This window comes from Mesorhizobium sp. M2E.F.Ca.ET.219.01.1.1 (assembly GCF_004016445.2).
Lineage (GTDB): Bacteria > Pseudomonadota > Alphaproteobacteria > Rhizobiales > Rhizobiaceae > Mesorhizobium.
In genome coordinates this window covers 432,606-451,062 of sequence record NZ_SADT02000001.1, presented here as the reverse complement: position 1 = coordinate 451,062, position 18,457 = coordinate 432,606, and the positions used below count along the sequence as shown (strand labels likewise).

General features: G+C 62.8%; 16 protein-coding genes. 12 read left to right on the top strand and 4 right to left on the bottom strand.

Translation table 11 applies throughout. From position 1 onward, the window contains the following. Nucleotides 1-100: 100 nt before the first annotated feature. Nucleotides 101-1,285 (top strand): hypothetical protein, encoded by a 1,185-nt coding sequence (locus tag EN862_RS02185; RefSeq protein WP_127864242.1) that lies wholly within the window; start codon nt 101-103, stop codon nt 1,283-1,285. 67 nt (nt 1,286-1,352) lie between these two features. Here the strand turns inward: EN862_RS02185 and EN862_RS02180 are convergent, their stop codons facing one another. The 4 genes from EN862_RS02180 to EN862_RS02165 all read right to left on the bottom strand — a co-directional run bounded on the left by EN862_RS02180 (nt 1,353) and on the right by EN862_RS02165 (nt 5,533). Then, nucleotides 1,353-1,646: a DUF1330 domain-containing protein gene (locus tag EN862_RS02180; protein WP_189400987.1), complete on the bottom strand. Its 294-nt coding sequence runs from the start codon at nt 1,644-1,646 to the stop codon at nt 1,353-1,355. Nucleotides 1,647-1,895: 249 nt separating this feature from the next. Further along, nucleotides 1,896-3,326, bottom strand: a complete 1,431-nt coding sequence (locus EN862_RS02175) for a hypothetical protein (protein WP_245519473.1) — start codon at nt 3,324-3,326, stop codon at nt 1,896-1,898. Continuing rightward, entirely contained in the window at nt 3,313-4,299 is a 987-nt protein-coding gene (locus EN862_RS02170; protein ID WP_127864240.1) for a GDP-L-fucose synthase, read from the bottom strand. The genes EN862_RS02175 and EN862_RS02170 overlap by 14 nt, the downstream gene beginning before the upstream one ends. Before the next feature lie 79 nt (nt 4,300-4,378). Beyond that, entirely contained in the window at nt 4,379-5,533 is a 1,155-nt protein-coding gene (locus tag EN862_RS02165; protein ID WP_127864239.1) for a dihydrodipicolinate synthase family protein, read from the bottom strand. A 241-nt stretch (nt 5,534-5,774) separates the two neighbouring features. Here EN862_RS02165 and EN862_RS02160 point away from each other — a divergent pair, with 241 nt between their 5' ends. The 11 genes from EN862_RS02160 (at nt 5,775) to EN862_RS02110 (ending at nt 18,457) form a co-directional block, all read left to right on the top strand. Further along, complete coding sequence (locus tag EN862_RS02160; protein ID WP_127864238.1) at nt 5,775-6,818, top strand: LacI family DNA-binding transcriptional regulator; 1,044 nt, start codon at nt 5,775-5,777, stop codon at nt 6,816-6,818. Continuing rightward, nucleotides 6,815-7,831: a Gfo/Idh/MocA family oxidoreductase gene (locus EN862_RS02155; protein WP_127864237.1), complete on the top strand. Its 1,017-nt coding sequence runs from the start codon at nt 6,815-6,817 to the stop codon at nt 7,829-7,831. Before EN862_RS02160 ends, EN862_RS02155 begins: the two co-directional genes overlap by 4 nt. Beyond that, nucleotides 7,828-9,429, top strand: a complete 1,602-nt coding sequence (locus EN862_RS02150) for an acyl CoA:acetate/3-ketoacid CoA transferase (protein WP_127864236.1) — start codon at nt 7,828-7,830, stop codon at nt 9,427-9,429. The genes EN862_RS02155 and EN862_RS02150 overlap by 4 nt, the downstream gene beginning before the upstream one ends. Further along, on the top strand, nt 9,422-10,195 hold the full coding sequence (locus tag EN862_RS02145) for an enoyl-CoA hydratase/isomerase family protein (protein WP_127864235.1): 774 nt from the start codon (nt 9,422-9,424) through the stop codon (nt 10,193-10,195). Before EN862_RS02150 ends, EN862_RS02145 begins: the two co-directional genes overlap by 8 nt. 10 nt (nt 10,196-10,205) lie before the next feature. Beyond that, nucleotides 10,206-11,717, top strand: coding sequence for an aldehyde dehydrogenase family protein (locus EN862_RS02140; RefSeq protein WP_127864814.1), 1,512 nt, complete (start codon nt 10,206-10,208; stop codon nt 11,715-11,717). Between the two features lie 58 nt (nt 11,718-11,775). Beyond that, entirely contained in the window at nt 11,776-13,029 is a 1,254-nt protein-coding gene (locus tag EN862_RS02135) for an ABC transporter substrate-binding protein (protein ID WP_127864234.1), read from the top strand. A 125-nt stretch (nt 13,030-13,154) separates the two neighbouring features. Then, on the top strand, nt 13,155-14,114 hold the full coding sequence (locus tag EN862_RS02130) for a sugar ABC transporter permease (RefSeq protein WP_127864233.1): 960 nt from the start codon (nt 13,155-13,157) through the stop codon (nt 14,112-14,114). Continuing rightward, nucleotides 14,111-15,055 carry a carbohydrate ABC transporter permease gene (locus EN862_RS02125; RefSeq protein ID WP_127864232.1) on the top strand — a complete coding sequence of 315 codons (945 nt, stop codon included), beginning with the start codon at nt 14,111-14,113 and terminating at the stop codon, nt 15,053-15,055. Before EN862_RS02130 ends, EN862_RS02125 begins: the two co-directional genes overlap by 4 nt. 23 nt (nt 15,056-15,078) lie before the next feature. Continuing rightward, nucleotides 15,079-16,194, top strand: coding sequence for an ABC transporter ATP-binding protein (locus EN862_RS02120; RefSeq protein ID WP_095817080.1), 1,116 nt, complete (start codon nt 15,079-15,081; stop codon nt 16,192-16,194). A gap of 5 nt (nt 16,195-16,199) precedes the next feature. Next, entirely contained in the window at nt 16,200-17,699 is a 1,500-nt protein-coding gene (locus EN862_RS02115; RefSeq protein ID WP_127864231.1) for a GMC family oxidoreductase, read from the top strand. After that, on the top strand, nt 17,696-18,457 hold the full coding sequence (locus tag EN862_RS02110; RefSeq protein WP_127864230.1) for a 3-ketoacyl-ACP reductase: 762 nt from the start codon (nt 17,696-17,698) through the stop codon (nt 18,455-18,457). Before EN862_RS02115 ends, EN862_RS02110 begins: the two co-directional genes overlap by 4 nt.

The following is an 18,457-nucleotide window of genomic DNA, read 5'->3' as shown; positions in this document are numbered from 1 at the left end:
TGCGGCGACAAACCACCAAAAGCGGACGGGTGTCGACGATAGGCAGGCATCGTGGATACGCTTATAGCAATGATATGAAACTGGTCCGGTGCTTTAAGCCATGAATTTTGAAACTGCCGAACCAGGCAGCGCAATTTCGATTCCTTCTCCTGACGAACTAAACCTGTTCAAAGCGCTTTTTTCCTTCAGGGTACGCGACGGGCATTCGCCCAAGGAAAACTTCCTGACGGAGGCTCTGGTTTACACGCTGAAGAAGAATCCTGTCGCGATGCGCGAATGGGTGAAACTGCTGACCAGCGGAGAAATCTCAACAAGTTCTGCTGAAATAAACACACGCCTGACGCACATCGATGGCGAAAACCACTCATCGATCTACCCGGATGTACACGTTTCCGGATGCGACGCCGGAGAGAAAACCTTCAACCTGGTCGTTGAGCACAAGTGGGATTCGCCCTGCAGCCTGCCTCAGCTTAAGAGATACGCAAAGCTTAAGGGAACAGGCGAACGGCGCTTTTTGGCGTTTGTCTGTGTGAGCGCACAAGAGAAGAGGGTCGCCGACAAATTCCCGAAAGCGGAATTTGATGGCCTGTCATACAAGACCGTTCTTTGGCGCGACGTATATCGCGTCCTGTTTGCCATCGAATCAAAAGATCGCACGCTCGAGGAGTTCCTGGATTTTATGAAAAAGGAAGGTTTGGCCCCAGGAAAGGCGATCACGATCCAAGAAATGCAAGCTTTCCTCGCCTCGCGTGGGTTCAAGCGGCAATTGGACAGATACTGCCAGCGCCTGCTGAACGAGTACGACTGGAGCTCTGTTCCCCAAAAATTCCATTACGCGCCCAAAATCACCGACGCCTGGGGGCGCACAGCCATTGTCTTCTCAGAGAGTTCCTGGAAGCCGGCAATAGCGATCGGCTTCTTGTACGACCCTACGGACCATGGCGTTCAACTGCTCAAACCCGAAAAAGGGATCGATCTGGCAATTCGAATCCACGCTGACCCAGCTGCCAATCCTTCGCCAACCAAAGTGCTTGAACTGTTGGAACTGCGTGCTGCCGAGCTTCGGAGACAGGGCGCTGTGGTTCATACGAAAAATCAACCAGGCAACAACAACAAGCACACGCTCATCCTGATCAGAAGGTCCCTTGGGGAAGTGATATCGGATGCAGCCACCGAGGACGAGCAAGTTGAAGCCATCCATGGCCAACTGAAGAAATGGTGCCTCACTCTCTTTGCGGACCAGGACCTCCTGAACGCCCTGGCCACATTGAAGCCATACAGATAGAGCGCCTCGCCGAGCCGGCTGGCTCTGCGACGATTCTCCGAGTGCTGACGCGCACCGTCGATATCTCCTACCCGAGATCCCCTTCGAACATCACAAGCGTGCGATTAGACGCCTTCAGCGCGAAGCGCATGGCTTGCGCATAGGCCGGGTCGGCATAGCAGGTCTTGGCGATTTCCAGCGACGGAAACTCCACAAGCACCATGCGCTTGGCGTCACGCGCCTCGACGAGCAGAGGCGGCTGTTTCGTCGTGTTGGTGCGTGCCTGGTATTTTTCGCCGATCGGCTTCCAAAGCCGGGCGTATTCTGCCTGCGCCTCCTGGTCCGAAATCTCGGTTCCGACGATGAGCCAGTATCCCTTCACGCTGAAGCGCTCCCTTGCCGATTGCGGTCCTACACCATGAACGCGCCGCCGTTGACGTGCAACAAATGACGAACTTGCCCATGTCCGATGCGAGATAGAGGCAGGCATTGGCGACGTCCTCGGCGGGTCCCAGCGTCCTCAGCGGCACGCGGCTTTTCCATGCTCGTAGGTTTCCTTGCGATCCGGGCGCCATGCCGCGTTCCTGTCCGTGTCCAGCAACCGCGGGCACCCGGTCATGGCCGCAGCCCCCTAGATTCGGATCCCGGCTTTCCACAGCCGCAGCCGCGCTTTCGCCAGAAGACCGGACTGAGGCGTCACCAATGGCCGTATGTGGCGTTTGATCCTCTTGAACAGGGCATTGTCCGGTTCCGCCTCCAGCGACATCGCAATCATCCGGCGGGCCGGTTCCAGCTTTCCGAACACGACATGGAGGATATGCGCCGAGCATGCTGCCGCATAGGGATGCCCATCGGCGGCCGCCGCGAAGAAGAATTCGAAATCCTTCGACATCACATGGCCGAGCCACGACCTGCCGACCAGAACGCCAATCGCACGCAACGGCATTGCGGAAGAGGCTTCGAACTGCCTGGTCATGAGCGCCTTCAAAACGGCCTCGCCGGACCGGTAATCACGGTCGCGAAAGAACGCTACCGCGATTTTGAGCGGATAGATGTCGTTCTCGGGATCCAGCGCGTAAGCCTTTCCGAGGATGTTTTTTGCCCGCGTCGGGCTGATCTGGCCTTCGAGGTCGAGAAATGCGCTTTGATAGCCGAAAGCGGCCTCGAGCGGGTGGTAGTCGCTCTGATGACGGCTCAGTTCGCCCAGGATCATTTCCGCGGCTTTCGAACCGCCGAACAAGGTTTTCGGGTGGACGAGGGCGATATCGCCCATCGTCGATGCCACGGACGCATAGACGCTGCTGCCTGCATAGATTGTCCGGCAGCGCGCCATCAGCCTCATTTCGAAGAATGCCCTGAGCGTCTCATCCTCGAATTCCGCCGATCCCAGATCATCGCTCAGCAATGCGCCGGTTTGCGACCGCAGATATTCGAGCGTCGCGCGATCCTGGCCGATCAAAAGGGTTGTCAGGCCTTTCGACGAAAGCTCCGAGGCGATGGACTTGACCAGGGCCGAGGCTACCACCTTGTCGCTGAAATCCAGCATGAAGCGATATTTGCCGCGGACAATGTCGCCGCTGCGAAGATGCAAAGCCGCGGTCGGCCCAGGAAAGGGGCGCCTGTCGGCGGCATCGAACGCCTGATTCACGGCCTGGGAAAAGCCGAAACCTCGCAATGTCTCCGATCGCCGGACGAGTTCGGGTCCGCCGCGAAAAAAATCCAGTATCTTGAACTCGTTGCAGATCCAGCCGCGAAGACTTCGCCGTCCCGCCGCGGCATCGAGACTGGCACGGGTAAAGGCCACCTCCTTGAGAACATCGAAACCCGTTGGTTCGACCCTCTCCCCCAGCCAGTGCTTCTCGATAAAATCGGCGGAGAATATCTTGTCGACCTTCTCGACCGAGTGAAATTCGTCGTCATGCATCGGCCACCAGGTAAAGCCGAAGCGATAGCCAAGCGTGTCGGCAAGGGCCTTGGCGTTGACCATGGCCAGAAGGCGGCCGCCCAGACCGTCCTCCCTGGTCGCAGCTATGAGTTTCGACTGAGGATCATGCCGGGCCAAGACGGATGTCGCCTCCCTCGACATGTTCAAGGAACCACGCATAGGTCTGTTCCAATCCACGTCGAAGCGAATATGCCGGTCTCCAGCCGGTTGCGAACAGGCGCGACACATCCATCAGCTTGCGCGGCGTGCCGTCGGGCTTCGTCGGATCGAGTTCGATCGAGGCGGCGGCGCCGACGACCGAAACGACAGTGCTGGCGAGCTCCGCGATGGTGACGTCCTCGCCGCTCCCGACATTGACGTGGCCATCGTCCGCATAGGTCTTCAAAAGCCAGATAAAGGCGTCGGCGGCATCGTCGACATGCAGGAATTCCCGCATCGGCCGGCCCGACCCCCACACCGGCAGGGTCTTTTGGCCGGTGCGCTTCGCCTCATGCGCCTTGCGCATCAGCGCCGGAATGACATGGCTGCTGCCCAGGTCGAAATTGTCGCCCGGACCGTAGAGATTGGTCGGCATGGCCGAGACGTAGTTGATGCCATATTGCCGCCGGTAAGCCTGGCAGAGCTTCAATCCGGCGATCTTGGCGACGGCGTACCATTCATTGGTGGGTTCGAGCGGACCGGTGAGCAGGGCGTCTTCCGGGATCGGCTGCGGCGCGAGTTTCGGATAGATGCAGGACGAGCCGAGGAACAAGAGTTTCTGCACCTCGCTGCGAAAGGCAGCTTCGATCACGTTGGTCTGCACGACAAGGTTTTCGTAAAGAAAATCCACCGGGAAGCTGTCATTGGCCATGATGCCGCCGACCTTGGCGGCAGCCATGATCACCGCGTCAGGCCGCCGGTCCTGCATCCATCGGCGCACGCCGGCCTGGTCGAGAAGATCGAGCTCGCTGCGCGCGACGGTCACGATCTCGCAATCCTCGCTTGCCAGGCGGCGCACCAGCGCCGAGCCGACCATGCCACGATGACCGGCGACAAAAATGCGCTTTCCTTTGAGGTCGAAGGTCTGGTCCACCCGGCAGCCTTCCGCCATTGCCTTATTCGTCCGCGCTAATTTCCGGCAAGCGAATACGATTTCCCGGCGGAACGCAATTCCCCGTGCGGGGACCGGCTCAGATTCCGGCCGTCGCCAGCAGGATCTTCATCCTGGCAGAGGCAAGATCGGGGTCGGCCAGCAGGCCGGCCTGATCGGCGAGGCGGAACACGTCCGCATAGTGGCATATGCCGCGCGCCGACTGCATGCCGCCGACCATGGTGAAATGGTCCTGATGCCCGTTCAGCCAGGCCATGAAGACGATGCCGGCCTTGTAGTATTCGGTCGGCGCCTCGAAGATTTTTCGCGACAGCGGCACGGTCGGGGCCATCAGCGCGTCGTAGCCGGCACGATCGCCATCGGCCAGCTTCGCCAGCGCAGCGTTGGCGACCGGCGCGATGGCGTCGAAGATGCCGAGCAGCGCATGCGAATGCCGCCTGCCGTCGCCGGCGATCAGTTGGGGATAGTTGAAATCGTCGCCGGTGAACATCACAACGCCCTCGGGCAGCCGGTCGCGCAGCTGCACCTCCTTGCCGGCATCGAGCAGCGATATCTTGATGCCCTCGACCTTGTCCGCATGCCGCTCGATGATGGCGACGACCGTGTCGAGCGCAACGTCGAAATCGTTGCTGCCCCAATAGCCCCTGAGCGCCGGATCGAACATGTCGCCCAGCCAGTGCAGGATCACCTTGCCGGAGGCCTGCGAAAGGATGCGGTCGTAGACCCGAGTATAATCGTCAGGCCCTTTTGCCACCGCCGCCAGCGCGCGGCTCGCCATCATGATCGCCTTGCCGCCCTCGCCTTCAATGAAGGCGAATTGCTCTTCATAGGCGCGGGTGACGTCGTCGGGCGTCTTGGCCGCGGCAGGAGCCAAGTGATCGGTCCCCGCCCCTGAAGCGAGGTCGGCGCCCGGCACTGTCCTGGCCTCGGCGATCGAACGGCGGATCAGTTCCCTGGCGCTCGTCCAGTCGAAGCCCATGCCGCGCTGAGAGGTGTCCATGGCCTCGGCGATGCGGAAGCCGAGCCGCCACAGATGATGGCGGAACGCCATGGTCCTGTCCCAGTCGACCGCCGGCCGCGACCACGGATTGGTCATGGCGATGGGGTCGGCGACGACATGGGCGGCGGCATAGGCGATGCGCGAAAAACGCGCGCCTTCACTCGGCGCAACCGGTTTGCCGACGAGCCGGTAGCTGACCCGGTCGCCGTTCTCCGCAGGCAAGATGATGTCCATCGAACTCTCCCGTCGCGGCTCCTATAAATGGAACGTTCCAATAAATCAAGAAGCTTTATGATTCAAGAGATCCGAGCCGGTCGGCTGCTGCACCGCGATGCGAAACCCTTGCGTCGTCGAAAGATTTGAACCGCTCCAATCAATTTTGGCCTTGTCACAAGAATCACGATTGACTCTGATTTCGGACAGTGATTAGAACGTTCCAATAAAATTGTTCAAAAGCGTGGAGGACGGGACGAGGATGGCCAGCCGGGCCAAGGCGACGATCCTGGACATTGCCCGGGAGGCCGGCGTGTCCAAATCGACGGTGTCGCTCGTGCTGCAAGGCAGCGGGCTGATCCGGCCTGAAACCGCGGTCAAGGTGCGCAAGGCGATCGAGGATGTCGGCTATGTCTACAACCGCGGCGCCGCCAACCTGCGCAAGGCCCATTCCAACGTCATCGGCATGGTGATCAACGACCTCACCAACCCCTTCTTCGCCGAGCTTGCGGTCGGCATGGAGCGCGTCTTCCAGGCGGCCGGCGTCGTCCCCTTCATCGCCAACACGGCGGAGAACCCGGTGCGCCAGGAAGAGGTGCTGAAGTCGATGATGGAACAGGGCGTCGCCGGCCTGATCGTCTCGCCGGCGCGCGGCACGACGCCCGGCGCTTTCCGGCGCATCGAAGCGGCGGGCGTGCCCGTGGTGTTCGCCATGCGCAGGCTGCCCGAGAGCCGCATACCGGCAATCGCGCCCGACAATCGTCGCGGCGCCTGTCTCGCCACCGAGCATCTGATCCGCAAGGGCCATCGCCGCCTCGCTTTCTTCGGCGGCTCGTCCGACCTTGTCGTCTATCAGGAGCGTCTGGGCGGTTTCCTCGAAGCCTGCGACGCGTTCGCCATTCCGGTTGCCGACCGGACGATCGTCGAGGGCGAGACCAGCCGCAAGGGCGGCATGGCCTGCCTGGAGACAGCGCTGGCCATTTCCGAACCGCCGACAGCGGCCCTTTGTTTCAACGACGCGGTTGCCTTCGGCGTCATGCTGGCATTGCGTAAGCGCGGCCTCGAGGCGGGAACGGACTTCGCCGTCGTTGGCTTCGACGACGTCGCCGAGGCCGAGCATTACAGCCCGGCGCTGACCAGCGTTGCCGTCGACACCGCGGGCCTCGGCGAGCGCGCCGCCCATGTCATGCTGAAGATGATCCAGTCGCGCACCACGCGCGCCGAGGACCATATCGGCGCCGTCAGCCTCGTCGTGCGGGAAAGCAGCGGCCCGGACCGCAACAGCCAAGTGGGAGACGCGGCATGAGCGTGCGATGGGGACTGATCGGCGCCAGCACGATCGCCAAGCAATTCATGATCAATGCCATCCGCGCGCAGGCCGATGGCGAGATCACTGCCGTGATGAGCTCCAGCGCCGAGCGCGCAGAGGCTTATGCCCGCGAAAATGGCATTCCTGCCGCCGTCTCGACCCTCGATGCGCTGCTCAACAGGGATGTCGACGCCGTCTACATCTCCACCACCAACGAACTGCATCTCGAACAGGGCTTGGCGGCGATCAAGGCCGGCAAGCATGTGCTGTGCGAGAAGCCGCTGGCCCTGACCAGCGCCGATGCGCGCAAGATGGTTGCGGCGGCCAGAGAAGCCGGCATCGTGTTCGGCACCAATCACCATCTGCGCAATGCCGGCGCGCACCGCGCCATGCGCAAGGCGATTGCTGACGGCCGTATTGGCAAGCCGGTCGCAGCCCGCGTCTTCCATTCCGTCTACCTGCCGGAAAACCTGCAGGGCTGGCGCATCGCCAGGCCTGAAGCCGGCGGCGGCGTGGTGCTCGACATCACCGTGCATGACGCCGACACGCTGCGCTTTGTGCTCGGCGACGATCCGGTCGAGATCTCGGCCTTCACGCAATCGGCCGGCATGGCCGGCAGCGGGCTGGAGGATGGCGCCATGTGCATCTGGCGCTTCAAGTCCGGGGTCATCGCCCAATCGCATGAGGGCTTCACCACCAAATACGCCGGCACCGGCTTCGAGGTGCACGGTTCAGAAGGTTCGCTCATCGCCACCAACGTCATGACGCAGAAGCCGATCGGCTCGGTGCTGCTGCGCACAGCTTCCGGCGAGGAAGAGCTGAGCTTCGACCGCGAGGACCTCTACACCCGCTCGCTGCGCCAGTTCCATGCCGCGATCCGCGGCGAAGGTCAGCCATCGGCCACTGGCGAGGACGGCATCTGGTCGCTGGCTTCGGCCGAAGCGGCATTGCAGTCGGCCAAATCAGGCAAAGCCGTCAAGATCGACCCGAAACTCGGGAGCATGAATTGAGCAAGGTCGTTTCCGCAGCGCAGGCGGCAAGCCTGATCAAGGACGGCATGGTCGTCTCGGTGTCGTCGTCGAGCGGCCTTGGCTGCCCGGACGCCGTGCTTGCCGCGATCGGCGAGCGCTTCGACGCGGAAGGCCATCCGAAGAATATCACCACGCTGCACCCGATCGCCGCCGGCGACATGTACGGTATCAAGGGCATCGACCATCTCGCAAAGCCCGGCCTGTTGAAGCGCACGCTCTGCGGCTCCTACCCGTCCGGCCCCTCCTCCGCCGAGCCGCCGCAGATCTGGAAGATGATCGGCGACAATTCGGTCGCCGCCTACAACGTGCCCTCCGGCATCCTGTTCGACATGCACCGCGAGGCCGCCGCCAAGCGTCCTGGCGTGCTGACCAAGGTCGGCCTCGACACCTTCGCCGATCCGCGTCACCAGGGCTGCGCCATGAACGCGGCGGCCAGCGAGCCAATCGTGTCGGTGCAGCAGTTCGACGGCGAGGAATGGCTCTATTTCCGTTCGATCGTGCCCAGCATCTCGATCATCCGCGCCACCACGGCCGATGAGCGCGGCAACCTGACCTACGAGCATGAAGGCGCCTATCTCGGCGGGCTGGAGCAGGCGCTTGCGGCCCGCAACAATGGCGGCATCGTCATCGCGCAGGTGAAGCGCGTCGTCGAAAACGGCACGCTGAAGCCGCATGACGTGCGCGTTCCCGGCGTGCTGGTCGACCATATCGTCGTGGCGCCCGATCAGTTGCAGACGACGCAGACCCCCTACGATCCGGCGATCTCGGGCGAGATTTTTCGCCCGCTGTCGAGTTTCCGCACGCCCGAGATGAACATCCAGAAGGTCATCGCGCGGCGCGTCGCCATGGAGTTGCGCGACGGCATGGCCGTCAACATCGGCTTCGGCATCTCCGCCAACGTGCCGCGCATCCTTCTGGAGGAAGGCCAGCACGGCAAGGTCACCTGGGTGATCGAGCAGGGCGCGGTCGGCGGCGTGCCGCTGCTCGACTTCAAGTTCGGCTGCGCGTCCAACGCCGAGGCAATCATGCCCTCACCGCACCAGTTCATCTATTTCCAGGCCGGCGGCTTCGACGCCTCGCTACTCTCCTTCCTGCAGATCGACCGCCACGGTTCGGTCAATGTCTCGAAGCTTTCGGCGCGGCCGCATGTTACGGCCGGCGCCGGCGGCTTCGTCGACATCACGTCGCGGGCGAAGAAGATCGTCTTCTCCGGCTTCTTCAATGCCGGCGCGAAACTCTCGCTGGCCGATGGCGCGATCCGCATCGACCAGGAAGGCAAGGTCAAGAAGGTGGTCGAACAGGTCGAGCACATCTCCTTCTCGGGAAAACGCGCGGTCGCTCAAGGGCAGGACATCACCTATGTCACCGAGCGCTGCGTCATGAAGCTGACGCCGGACGGTTTGATGGTCACGGAACTGGCTCCGGGCGTGGACCTCGAACGCGATGTGCTGGCGCAGGCCGAGATCCCGCTTGGCGTCGCCAACGACCTCAAGGTCACGCCTGCGGCGCTTTACCAAGACCGGCCGATCGGCCTGTCGCTCAACGGCGGCGCTTCGCTCGGAGGCGCGCATGGCTGAGCTTGTCACCTTCGAAAAGGACGGCGCCATCGGCATCGTCACGCTGCGCCGGCCGGAAAAGTTCAACGCGCTCGACATCCCGATGCTGCGTGCGCTGGAAGCAGCGCTCGACGAGGCGGAACTGGCCGAGGGCGTCCGCGTCGTGCTCGTCCGTGGCGAAGGCAAGGGCTTTTGCGCCGGCGGCGACGTCGAGGCCTGGGGCGCGATGAGTGCCGCTGATTTCCAGGTGCAATGGGTGCGCTACGGACACCGCGTCTTCGACCGACTGGCGCGGCTGCGGCAACCGACCATCGCGGTTCTGTCCGGCCATGCGCTGGGCGGTGGGCTGGAGCTGGCCGCGGCCTGTGACTTCCGCGTCGCCGAAACGCAGATAAAACTAGGCTTCCCCGAAACCTCCATCGGCGTCGTTCCCGGATGGTCGGGCACGCAGCGCGCCGTGCGCCGGTTCGGTGCGCAGATCGTGCGCCGCATGGCGATTGGCGGCGAGATTTTCCTGGCGGCCGACGCGCTCGCGCACGGTGTCGTCGACCGCGTTGTCGAAACGGGCAAGGCGTTCGACGAAGCCAAAGCCTGGGCCGAAAAGATCGCCGAGCGCGGCCCGCTGGCGACCGAGGCCGCCAAGCTGATGATCGGCGTTGCCGAGGGCGAGGAAGACGCAGCCGCGACCGAGGCGCTGGCCAGCGGCTTCATTGCGCTGACGGGCGACCTCAAAGCCGGCGTCGGCGCCTTCAAGGCCAAGCAGAAGCCGGCCTTTTCGAGATCCTAGAGAAGACATGATGAACGCACCGCTCAACATCTCCATGCCGAAAGAGGCGTCCCAAGCGCCGAAGGCTTACAAGCTCCTGATCGACGGCAAGCATGTCGAAGCCCGTGACGGCCGCAGCATCGAGCGCGCCAGCCCCGGCCACGGTTTTGTCGTCTCGCGCTACGCCCAGGCAAATGCGGCTGAAGTGGAAGCTGCCGTGCAGGCCGCGCATAAGGCTTTCGAAACCGGCCCATGGCCGCGCATGAAGGCGTCGGAACGCGCGGCGATTCTGCTGAAGACGGCCGACCTGATCGAGACCCGCCTGGAGGAGATCGCCCGCCTCGATGCGCTGGAGTCCGGCAAGCCGATCGCCCAGGCGCGCGGCGAGATCGGCGGCGCGATCGACATCTGGCGCTACGCCGCCTCGCTCGCCCGAACGCTGCATGGCGAGAGCTATGCCAATCTCGGCGACGATATGCTGGGGGTGGTGCTGCGCGAACCGATCGGCGTCGTCTCGATCATCACGCCGTGGAATTTCCCCTTCCTGATCGTCAGCCAGAAGCTGCCTTTCGCGCTCGCCGCCGGCTGCACGGCGGTGGTGAAGCCCAGCGAGATGACGTCGGCCTCGACTTTCGTGCTTGGCGACATCCTGCTCGAAGCCGGGCTGCCGGCCGGTGTCGTCAACATCCTCGCCGGCTACGGCGCCGATGTCGGCGCGCCGATGGTCAGCCATCCGCTGGTCGAGATGGTCTCCTTCACCGGCTCGACCCACGTCGGCAAGATGACCATGGCCACGGCGTCCAATTCGCTGAAGAAAGTCTCGATGGAGCTCGGCGGCAAGAACGGCCAGATCGTCTTCCCCGATGCCGACCTCGAAGCGGCTGCGGATGCCGCTGTGTTCGGCGGTTTCTTCAATGCCGGCGAATGCTGCAATGCCGGCAGCCGCCTCATCGTGCATGAGGCGATCGCCGACGATTTCCTCAACGCGGTCAAGACGCTGTCCCAGAAAGTCCGCGTCGGCGATCCGCTCGACGACCGCACCAAGGTCGGCGCGATGATCTCGGCCGACCACATGGAAAAGGTAACCGGCTATGTAACGGCGGCGAAAACCGACGGCGGCAGCGTTTTCGCCGGCGGCACCCGGCTTGCATCCAACGCCGGCCAATATCTCGATCCGACGATCATCCGCAACGTCACCGAGGATATGGCGATCGCGCGTGAGGAAGTGTTCGGCCCGGTGCTGTCCGTGCTCACTTTTGAAACGATTGAGAAGGCATTGCACATTGCCAACAACACGCCCTATGGTTTGTCTGCAGGGGTGTGGAGCGCCAGCATCGACACCTGCATGTCGGTGGCGCGCGGTGTGCGTTCGGGGACGGTTTGGGTGAACACGTTCATGGAAGGTTACCCCGAGCTGCCTTTCGGGGGCTACAAGCAGTCCGGTCTGGGACGCGAACTCGGCAAACGCGCCGTCGAGGATTATACCGAGGAAAAGACTATCCAGTTTCATCGCGGCCAGCGCACCGGTTGGTGGGTCGGCTGAGTTGGGAGACGCCGGCGGACACCCGCCGGTTATGTGAATGCAACAAGGGAGGTAGTACATGTTGCGCAAATTCTTTATCGGAACGGCTCTTGCGACGAGCTTCGCGTTCTCGGCGCATGCCGCGGACGTCAAGGAAGTGCAGATGCTGCATTGGTGGACGTCGGGCGGCGAAGCGGCCGCTCTGAACGTGCTGAAGCAGGATCTGGCCAAGGAAGGCTATGCCTGGAAGGACGTGCCGGTGGCCGGCGGCGGCGGCGACGCCGCCATGACCGCGCTGAAGGCCATGGTCGCGGCCGGCAACTATCCGACCGCATCGCAGATGCTGGGCTACACCGTGCTCGACTATGCCGCCGCCGGCGTCATGGGCGACCTGACCGAAACCGCCAAGAAGGAAGGTTGGGACAAGTCGGTTCCGGCCGCCCTGCAGAAGTTCTCCGTCTATGACGGCAAGTGGGTGGCCGCTCCGGTCAACGTCCACTCCGTCAACTGGCTGTGGATCAACAAGGCGGTGATGGACAAGATCGGCGGCACCGAGCCGAAGACCTTCGACGACTTCATCGCATTGCTCGACAAGGCCAAGGCTGCCGGCGTCATCCCGCTCGCTCTGGGCGGCCAGAACTGGCAGGAAGCCACCATGTTCGACTCCGTCGTGCTGTCGACTGGCGGGCCGGAATTCTACAAGAAGGCGATGAACGACCTCGATGAGGACTCGCTCAAGTCCGACACGATGAAGAAGTCGTTCGACAACCTCGCCAAGCTGGTCACCTATGTCGACCCGAACTTCTCGGGCCGCGACTGGAACCTCGCCACCGCCATGGTCATCAAGGGCGATGCGCTGGTTCAGGTCATGGGCGACTGGGCCAAGGGCGAGTTCCACGCCGCCAACAAGACCCCTGGCACCGACTTCCTCTGCTACCGCTTCCCGGGCACCGACGGCTCCGTGGTCTACAACTCCGACATGTTCGGTATGTTCAACGTGCCGGAGGACCGCAAGGCCGCCCAGGTGGCGCTTGCCACCGCCACCCTGTCGAAGAGCTTCCAGTCGGCCTTCAACGTGGTGAAGGGTTCGGTCCCGGCCCGCACCGACGTGCCGGATACCGACTTCGACGCTTGCGGCAAGAAGGGCATCGCCGACCTGAAGAAGGCTAATGAAGGCGGCACGCTGTTCGGCTCGCTGGCCCAGGGCTACGGTGCCCCGCCGGCCGTCGCCAACGCCTACAAGGATGTTGTGTCGAAGTTCGTCCATGGCCAGATCAAGACCTCCGACGAGGCCGTGACCGAGCTGGTCAAGGCGATCGACGACGCCAAGTAAGCTTCGCTTGAACGCAGGTCTCCCCCGCTTCGGCGGGGGAGGTCTCCTGTCGATGAAAGGTGTGGGACAACCCTGGTGCGTTTTCGCGCCGGGCGGTTTCCGACCAACCGGAACTGGACAAGCCGATGAGCACAGTTGCCGAAACCCAGATCAAGCTGACACCGGAGCATGACGCCCGTCCCGGCGCGACGGTCCGTTCGCGGTTGCAGGATCTGCTGCCGAAGATCGTCCTGGCGCCGAGCTTCGCGGCGACGATCGTCTTCGTCTACGGCTTCATCCTTTGGACGATCTATCTGTCCTTCACCAACTCCAAGACCTTCCCGTCTTATGCCATCACCGGCGCCCGCGCCTATCAGCGGCTGTGGCGATGGACGTTCGAGAGCGACCCGCCGTCGAGCTGGTACACCTCGATCACCAATATGGGTATTTTCGGCTTCCTCTACATCCTGATCTGCCTGGCGCTCGGCCTTTTCCTGGCCATCCTGCTCGACCAGAAGATCCGCGGCGAAGGCATGCTGCGGCCGATCTATCTCTACCCGATGGCGCTGTCCTTCATCGTCACCGGCGTTGCCTGGAAATGGTTCCTCGACCCCGGCCTAGGGCTGGAGCAGACGCTGCACCAATGGGGCTGGACGAGCTTCCATTTCGACTGGATCAAGAACAAGGATTTCGTCATCTACACGGTGGTGATCGCCGGCGTCTGGCAGGCTTCCGGCTTCATCATGGCGATGTTCCTGGCCGGCCTGCGCGGCATCGACGGCGAGATCATGAAGGCGGCGCAGATCGACGGCGCTTCCACCTTCCAGCTTTACCGCCGCATCGTCATTCCGATGCTGCGGCCCGTATTCCTGTCGGCCTTCATCGTGCTCGCGCACCTCGCCATCAAGTCCTATGACCTGGTCGTGGCGCTGACCAGCGGTGGCCCCGGCGGCTCGGCATGGCTGCCGTCGAACTTCATGTATGAGTTCACCTTCAAGCGCAACGAGATGGCGGTCGGATCGGCGAGCGCGGTGATCATGCTGATGACCATCACGGCCATCATTGTTCCGTATCTCTATTCCGAGCTCAGGGAGAAGTCGCGATGAGCGCCATCACTTCACCCGCCCGCCAGGCTTCGAGCGGCATGCACGCCAGGACGATAAACCGCATCGTCATCTACGGCCTGCTCGCGCTGTTCGCGATCTTCTACCTGATGCCGCTCTTCGTCATGCTGGTCACCTCGTTCAAGACCATGGACGAGATCCAGAACGGCAACATGCTGTCGCTGCCGCATGCGCCGACTTTCGCACCATGGGTAAAGGCCTGGAGCGAAGTTTGCTCGGGCCTGACCTGCGTCGGCATGAAGGGCTATTTCTGGAACTCCATCAAGATGGTCGTGCCGGCGGTGCTGATCTCGACGCTGCTTGGCGCGCTGAATGGCTACGTGCTGACCAAATGGCGCTTCCGCGGCCACACGCTGGTCTTCGCGATGATGCTGTTTGCTTGTTTTATCCCGTTCCAGTCGGTGCTGTTGCCGATGGCAACCATTCTCGGCAGCCTCGGACGCTTCGGCGTCACCTTGCAGAACGCCACCGGCTTCAATTTTGGCCTTGGCAATTCGACCGTCAATCTCGTCTTCGTCCACGTGGTCTACGGCCTTGGCTTCACCACGCTTTTTTTCCGCAACTATTACGAAGCTTTCCCGACCGAGTTGATCAAGGCGGCACAGGTCGACGGCGCCTCCTTCTTTCAGATTTTCCGCCGCATCATGCTGCCCAATTCGCTGCCGATCATCGTTGTGACGGTGATCTACCAGTTCACCAACATCTGGAACGACTTCCTGTTCGCTTCCGCCTATGCCGGCTCCGGCGACGTGATGCCGATGACGGTGGCGCTGAACAATGTCGTCAACACCTCGACCGGCGTCGTCGAATACAACGTCAACATGGCCGCGGCGATGATCGCCGCGCTCCCTACCCTGATCGTCTATGTCGTCGCCGGGCGCTACTTCGTGCGCGGGCTGATGGCTGGCGCGGTCAAGGGCTGACCCTATTTTCTGAAGGAACGACCATGGCTTTTCTGGAAATTGATGGGCTGAAGAAGCGCTTCGGGAGTGTCGAGATCCTGAAGGGCATCAATGTCGAGCTCGAAAAAGGCGGCTTCCTGGTGCTGGTCGGCCCGTCCGGCTGCGGCAAGTCCACCTTGCTCAACACCATCGCTGGGCTGGAGCAGATCACGGAGGGCGAGATCCGCGTCGACGGCCGCGCCATCAATGACCTGCATCCTTCGAAGCGCGACATCGCCATGGTGTTCCAGAGCTACGCGCTCTACCCGAACATGACGGTGGCCGGAAACATCGCCTTCGGCATGGAGATGCGGGGCGTGCCGGCAGCGGAGCGCCAGGCGGCGATCGACAAGGTGGCCAAGATCCTGCAGATCGGCCATCTCCTGCAGCGCAAGCCCAGCCAGCTTTCCGGCGGCCAGCGCCAGCGCGTCGCCATGGGCCGGGCGCTGGTGCGCGACCCGAAGCTCTTCCTGTTCGATGAGCCGCTCTCCAATCTCGACGCCAAGCTGCGCGTCGACATGCGCATCGAGATCAAGCGTCTGCATGCCACCACCGGCACGACGATCGTCTATGTCACGCACGACCAGATCGAGGCGATGACGCTGGCAACCAAGATCGCCGTCATGCGCGACGGCGAGGTGCAGCAGTTCGGCACGCCGGCCGAGATCTACAACAACCCGACCAACATCTTCGTCGCCGACTTCATGGGTTCGCCCGCGATGAACCTGATCCCGGCCAAGATCGACGGCAATGGCAGCGGGCTGTCGGTGGTGCTCGACCGCGAGTCGCGCCAGCCGATTGTGCTGCCGATGCCCGGCGCCCCCGCCGGCCTTGCGGCCTTCAAGGACAAGCAGGTCATCTTCGGTGTCCGCCCGGAAGCGCTGACCGATCCGGAAGGTGCCGAGCGTAACGGATCCGAGATCGCCACCGCCGACTGCCACATCGAGGTGGTGGAGCCGGCGGGCTCCGACACCTTCGCCGTCACCAATCTCGGCGGCAAGGGCGTGGTGGCGCGGCTGAGAGCCGACGCCAGAATCCAGCCCGGCACCAGCACGCCGCTTGCGTTCAATCTGAGCAAGGCGGTGTTCTTCGACCCGGCGACCGAAAAGCGCATTCTCTAACGACCATGAACCCGGATATCGTCATCATCGGCTCCGGCATCGGCGGCGCCACGATCGCCTCCGGCTTGGCCGGCAGAGGCGCCTCGATCCTGATCCTGGAGCGCGGCGAACCGCTGCCCGCGACGCCGCATGCGCGCTCGACGCGATCGATCTTCATCGACGAACATTACCGGCCGAAGGAGATGTGGCGCGAGGCCGGCGGCGCGGCCTTCAACCCCGGCAACTATTATTATGTCGGCGGCAATTCGAAATTCTTCGGCGCGGTGCTGATCCGCTACCGCAAGGAAGATTTCTCCGAGCTCGAGCATTTTGGCGGCGTGTCGCCGGCCTGGCCGTTTTCCTATGACGAGTTCGAGCCCTGGTACTCCAAAGCCGAACAGCTGTTTCGCGTGCGCGGCGCGTTGGGCGAGGACCCAACCGAGCCGTTCCATTCAATCCCCTATCCCTTCAAGCCGGTGCCGGACGAGCCGCCGATCGCACGCGCCCGCGCCGAGCTCAAGAACCTCGGCCTGCATCCCGCTTCGCTGCCGCTCGGCGTCGACATCGAGACCTGGCTGAAGGACGGCAGGACCGGCTGGGACGCCTTCCCCAACACCGGCCTTGGCAAGATCGATGCGCAGACAGGGCCGCTGGCGGACGCGTTGAAGGACCCGAATATCCGTCTCGAAACCAGCGCCCATGTCGACTGGCTCGAAACCACGCCGGACGGCAAGTCGATCGCTGCCATCCACTACACGCAAGATGGCGCGCAAAAGACGCTGTCGCCGAAACTGGTGATCCTGTCGGCCGGCGCCATCAACTCGGCCGCCATCCTGCTGCGCTCGCCTTCGGCCAACGGAAGAGGCCTCGCCAACAGTTCCGACCAGGTCGGGCGCAATTTCATGAACCACAATTCGAGCGCCATGCTGGCGATCGACCCGCGCCGCCGCAATGATAGCGTCTACCAGAAGACGCTGATGCTCAACGACTACTATCTGTCGGACGGCAAGGGCGGCAAGCCGCTCGGCAATGTGCAACTGCTCGGCAAGATCGACGGCAACATGCTCAAGGCCAATGTGAAGACGATGCCGAAATTCGCGTTCGACTACCTGGCCGGCCACGCCGTCGACTGGTACCTGATGTGCGAGGATCTGCCCGATCCTGAGAGCCGCATCATGGTCGACGGCAAGGAGATCGTCATGCAATGGCGACGTTCCAACATGCAGTCGCTAGAAGGCCTGACCAAGGTGATGCGCGAGAACCTGCGCGCCTGCGGCTATCCGATCGTGCTGTCGCGCCCTTTCGACAAGCGCACGCCCTCGCATCAATGCGGCACGGTGAAGATGGGCAACGATCCCGCCACCTCACCGCTCGACCCCTTCTGCCGCGCCTGGGATCACCGGAACCTGTTCGTCGTCGATGGCGGCTTCCTGCCGACATCGGCCGCCGTCAATCCAGCGCTGTCGATCGCGGCGCAGGCGCTGCGCGTGGCTGACTATCTCCGCAAGACGGAGCTTGCCGCATGACCCGCCCGTCAGCCATCATCACTGGCGGCGCGCGCAGCATAGGGCTCGCCTGCGCCGAGGCGCTTGCCGATGCCGGATTCGATATCCTTGTCGCCGATCTTGCCGAAAAAGCGCCAGACAAGCTCGCCACCAACTTTGCGGCTCGCAGCGCGAAATTCGCCTATTTCCAATGCGACATTGCCGATCTTCCCGCTCATCAAAGAATGGTCGAAGCCGCGATCAACGCCTTCGGCCGCATCGATTGCCTGGTCAACAATGCTGGCATCGGCGCGGTGGTCCGCGGCGATTTGTTGGAACTGAAGCCGGAGAATTTTGACCGCGCCTTGAACATCAACCTGCGGGGCACGGTGTTCCTCAGCCAGGCGGTCGCCAAGGCCATGCTGGCGACACCTGCGGTATCAGCTCGGTCGATCATCACCATCACTTCGGTCAGCGCCGAAATGGCTTCGCCGGAGCGCGCCGACTACTGCGTCTCGAAAGCCGGCCTTTCGATGTGGGTGAAGAACCTGGCGCTGCGGCTCGCCGCCGAAGGGATCGGCGTGTTCGAGGTGCGGCCGGGCATCATTCGCACGGATATGACCGCTGGCGTCTCCGCCAAATATGACGCGCTGATCGATGGCGGCCTGGTGCCGGCAAAACGCTGGGGCGAAGCCGCCGACATCGGCGGCGTCGTGGCCGCGCTCGCCTCCGGCAAATTCGGCTTTTCGACCGGATCGGTCATCGATGTCGACGGCGCGCTCTCCGTGCCACGCTTGTGA

Coding starts and splice junctions, on each gene's coding strand:
- EN862_RS02185 (WP_127864242.1), top strand. CDS start 101: ATGAATTTTGAAACTGCCGAACCAGGCAGCGCAATTTCGATTCCTTCT.
- EN862_RS02170 (WP_127864240.1), bottom strand. CDS start 4,299: ATGGCGGAAGGCTGCCGGGTGGACCAGACCTTCGACCTCAAAGGAAAG.
- EN862_RS02165 (WP_127864239.1), bottom strand. CDS start 5,533: ATGGACATCATCTTGCCTGCGGAGAACGGCGACCGGGTCAGCTACCGG.
- EN862_RS02160 (WP_127864238.1), top strand. CDS start 5,775: ATGGCCAGCCGGGCCAAGGCGACGATCCTGGACATTGCCCGGGAGGCC.
- EN862_RS02155 (WP_127864237.1), top strand. CDS start 6,815: ATGAGCGTGCGATGGGGACTGATCGGCGCCAGCACGATCGCCAAGCAA.
- EN862_RS02145 (WP_127864235.1), top strand. CDS start 9,422: ATGGCTGAGCTTGTCACCTTCGAAAAGGACGGCGCCATCGGCATCGTC.
- EN862_RS02140 (WP_127864814.1), top strand. CDS start 10,206: ATGAACGCACCGCTCAACATCTCCATGCCGAAAGAGGCGTCCCAAGCG.
- EN862_RS02135 (WP_127864234.1), top strand. CDS start 11,776: ATGTTGCGCAAATTCTTTATCGGAACGGCTCTTGCGACGAGCTTCGCG.
- EN862_RS02130 (WP_127864233.1), top strand. CDS start 13,155: ATGAGCACAGTTGCCGAAACCCAGATCAAGCTGACACCGGAGCATGAC.
- EN862_RS02125 (WP_127864232.1), top strand. CDS start 14,111: ATGAGCGCCATCACTTCACCCGCCCGCCAGGCTTCGAGCGGCATGCAC.
- EN862_RS02120 (WP_095817080.1), top strand. CDS start 15,079: ATGGCTTTTCTGGAAATTGATGGGCTGAAGAAGCGCTTCGGGAGTGTC.
- EN862_RS02115 (WP_127864231.1), top strand. CDS start 16,200: ATGAACCCGGATATCGTCATCATCGGCTCCGGCATCGGCGGCGCCACG.
- EN862_RS02110 (WP_127864230.1), top strand. CDS start 17,696: ATGACCCGCCCGTCAGCCATCATCACTGGCGGCGCGCGCAGCATAGGG.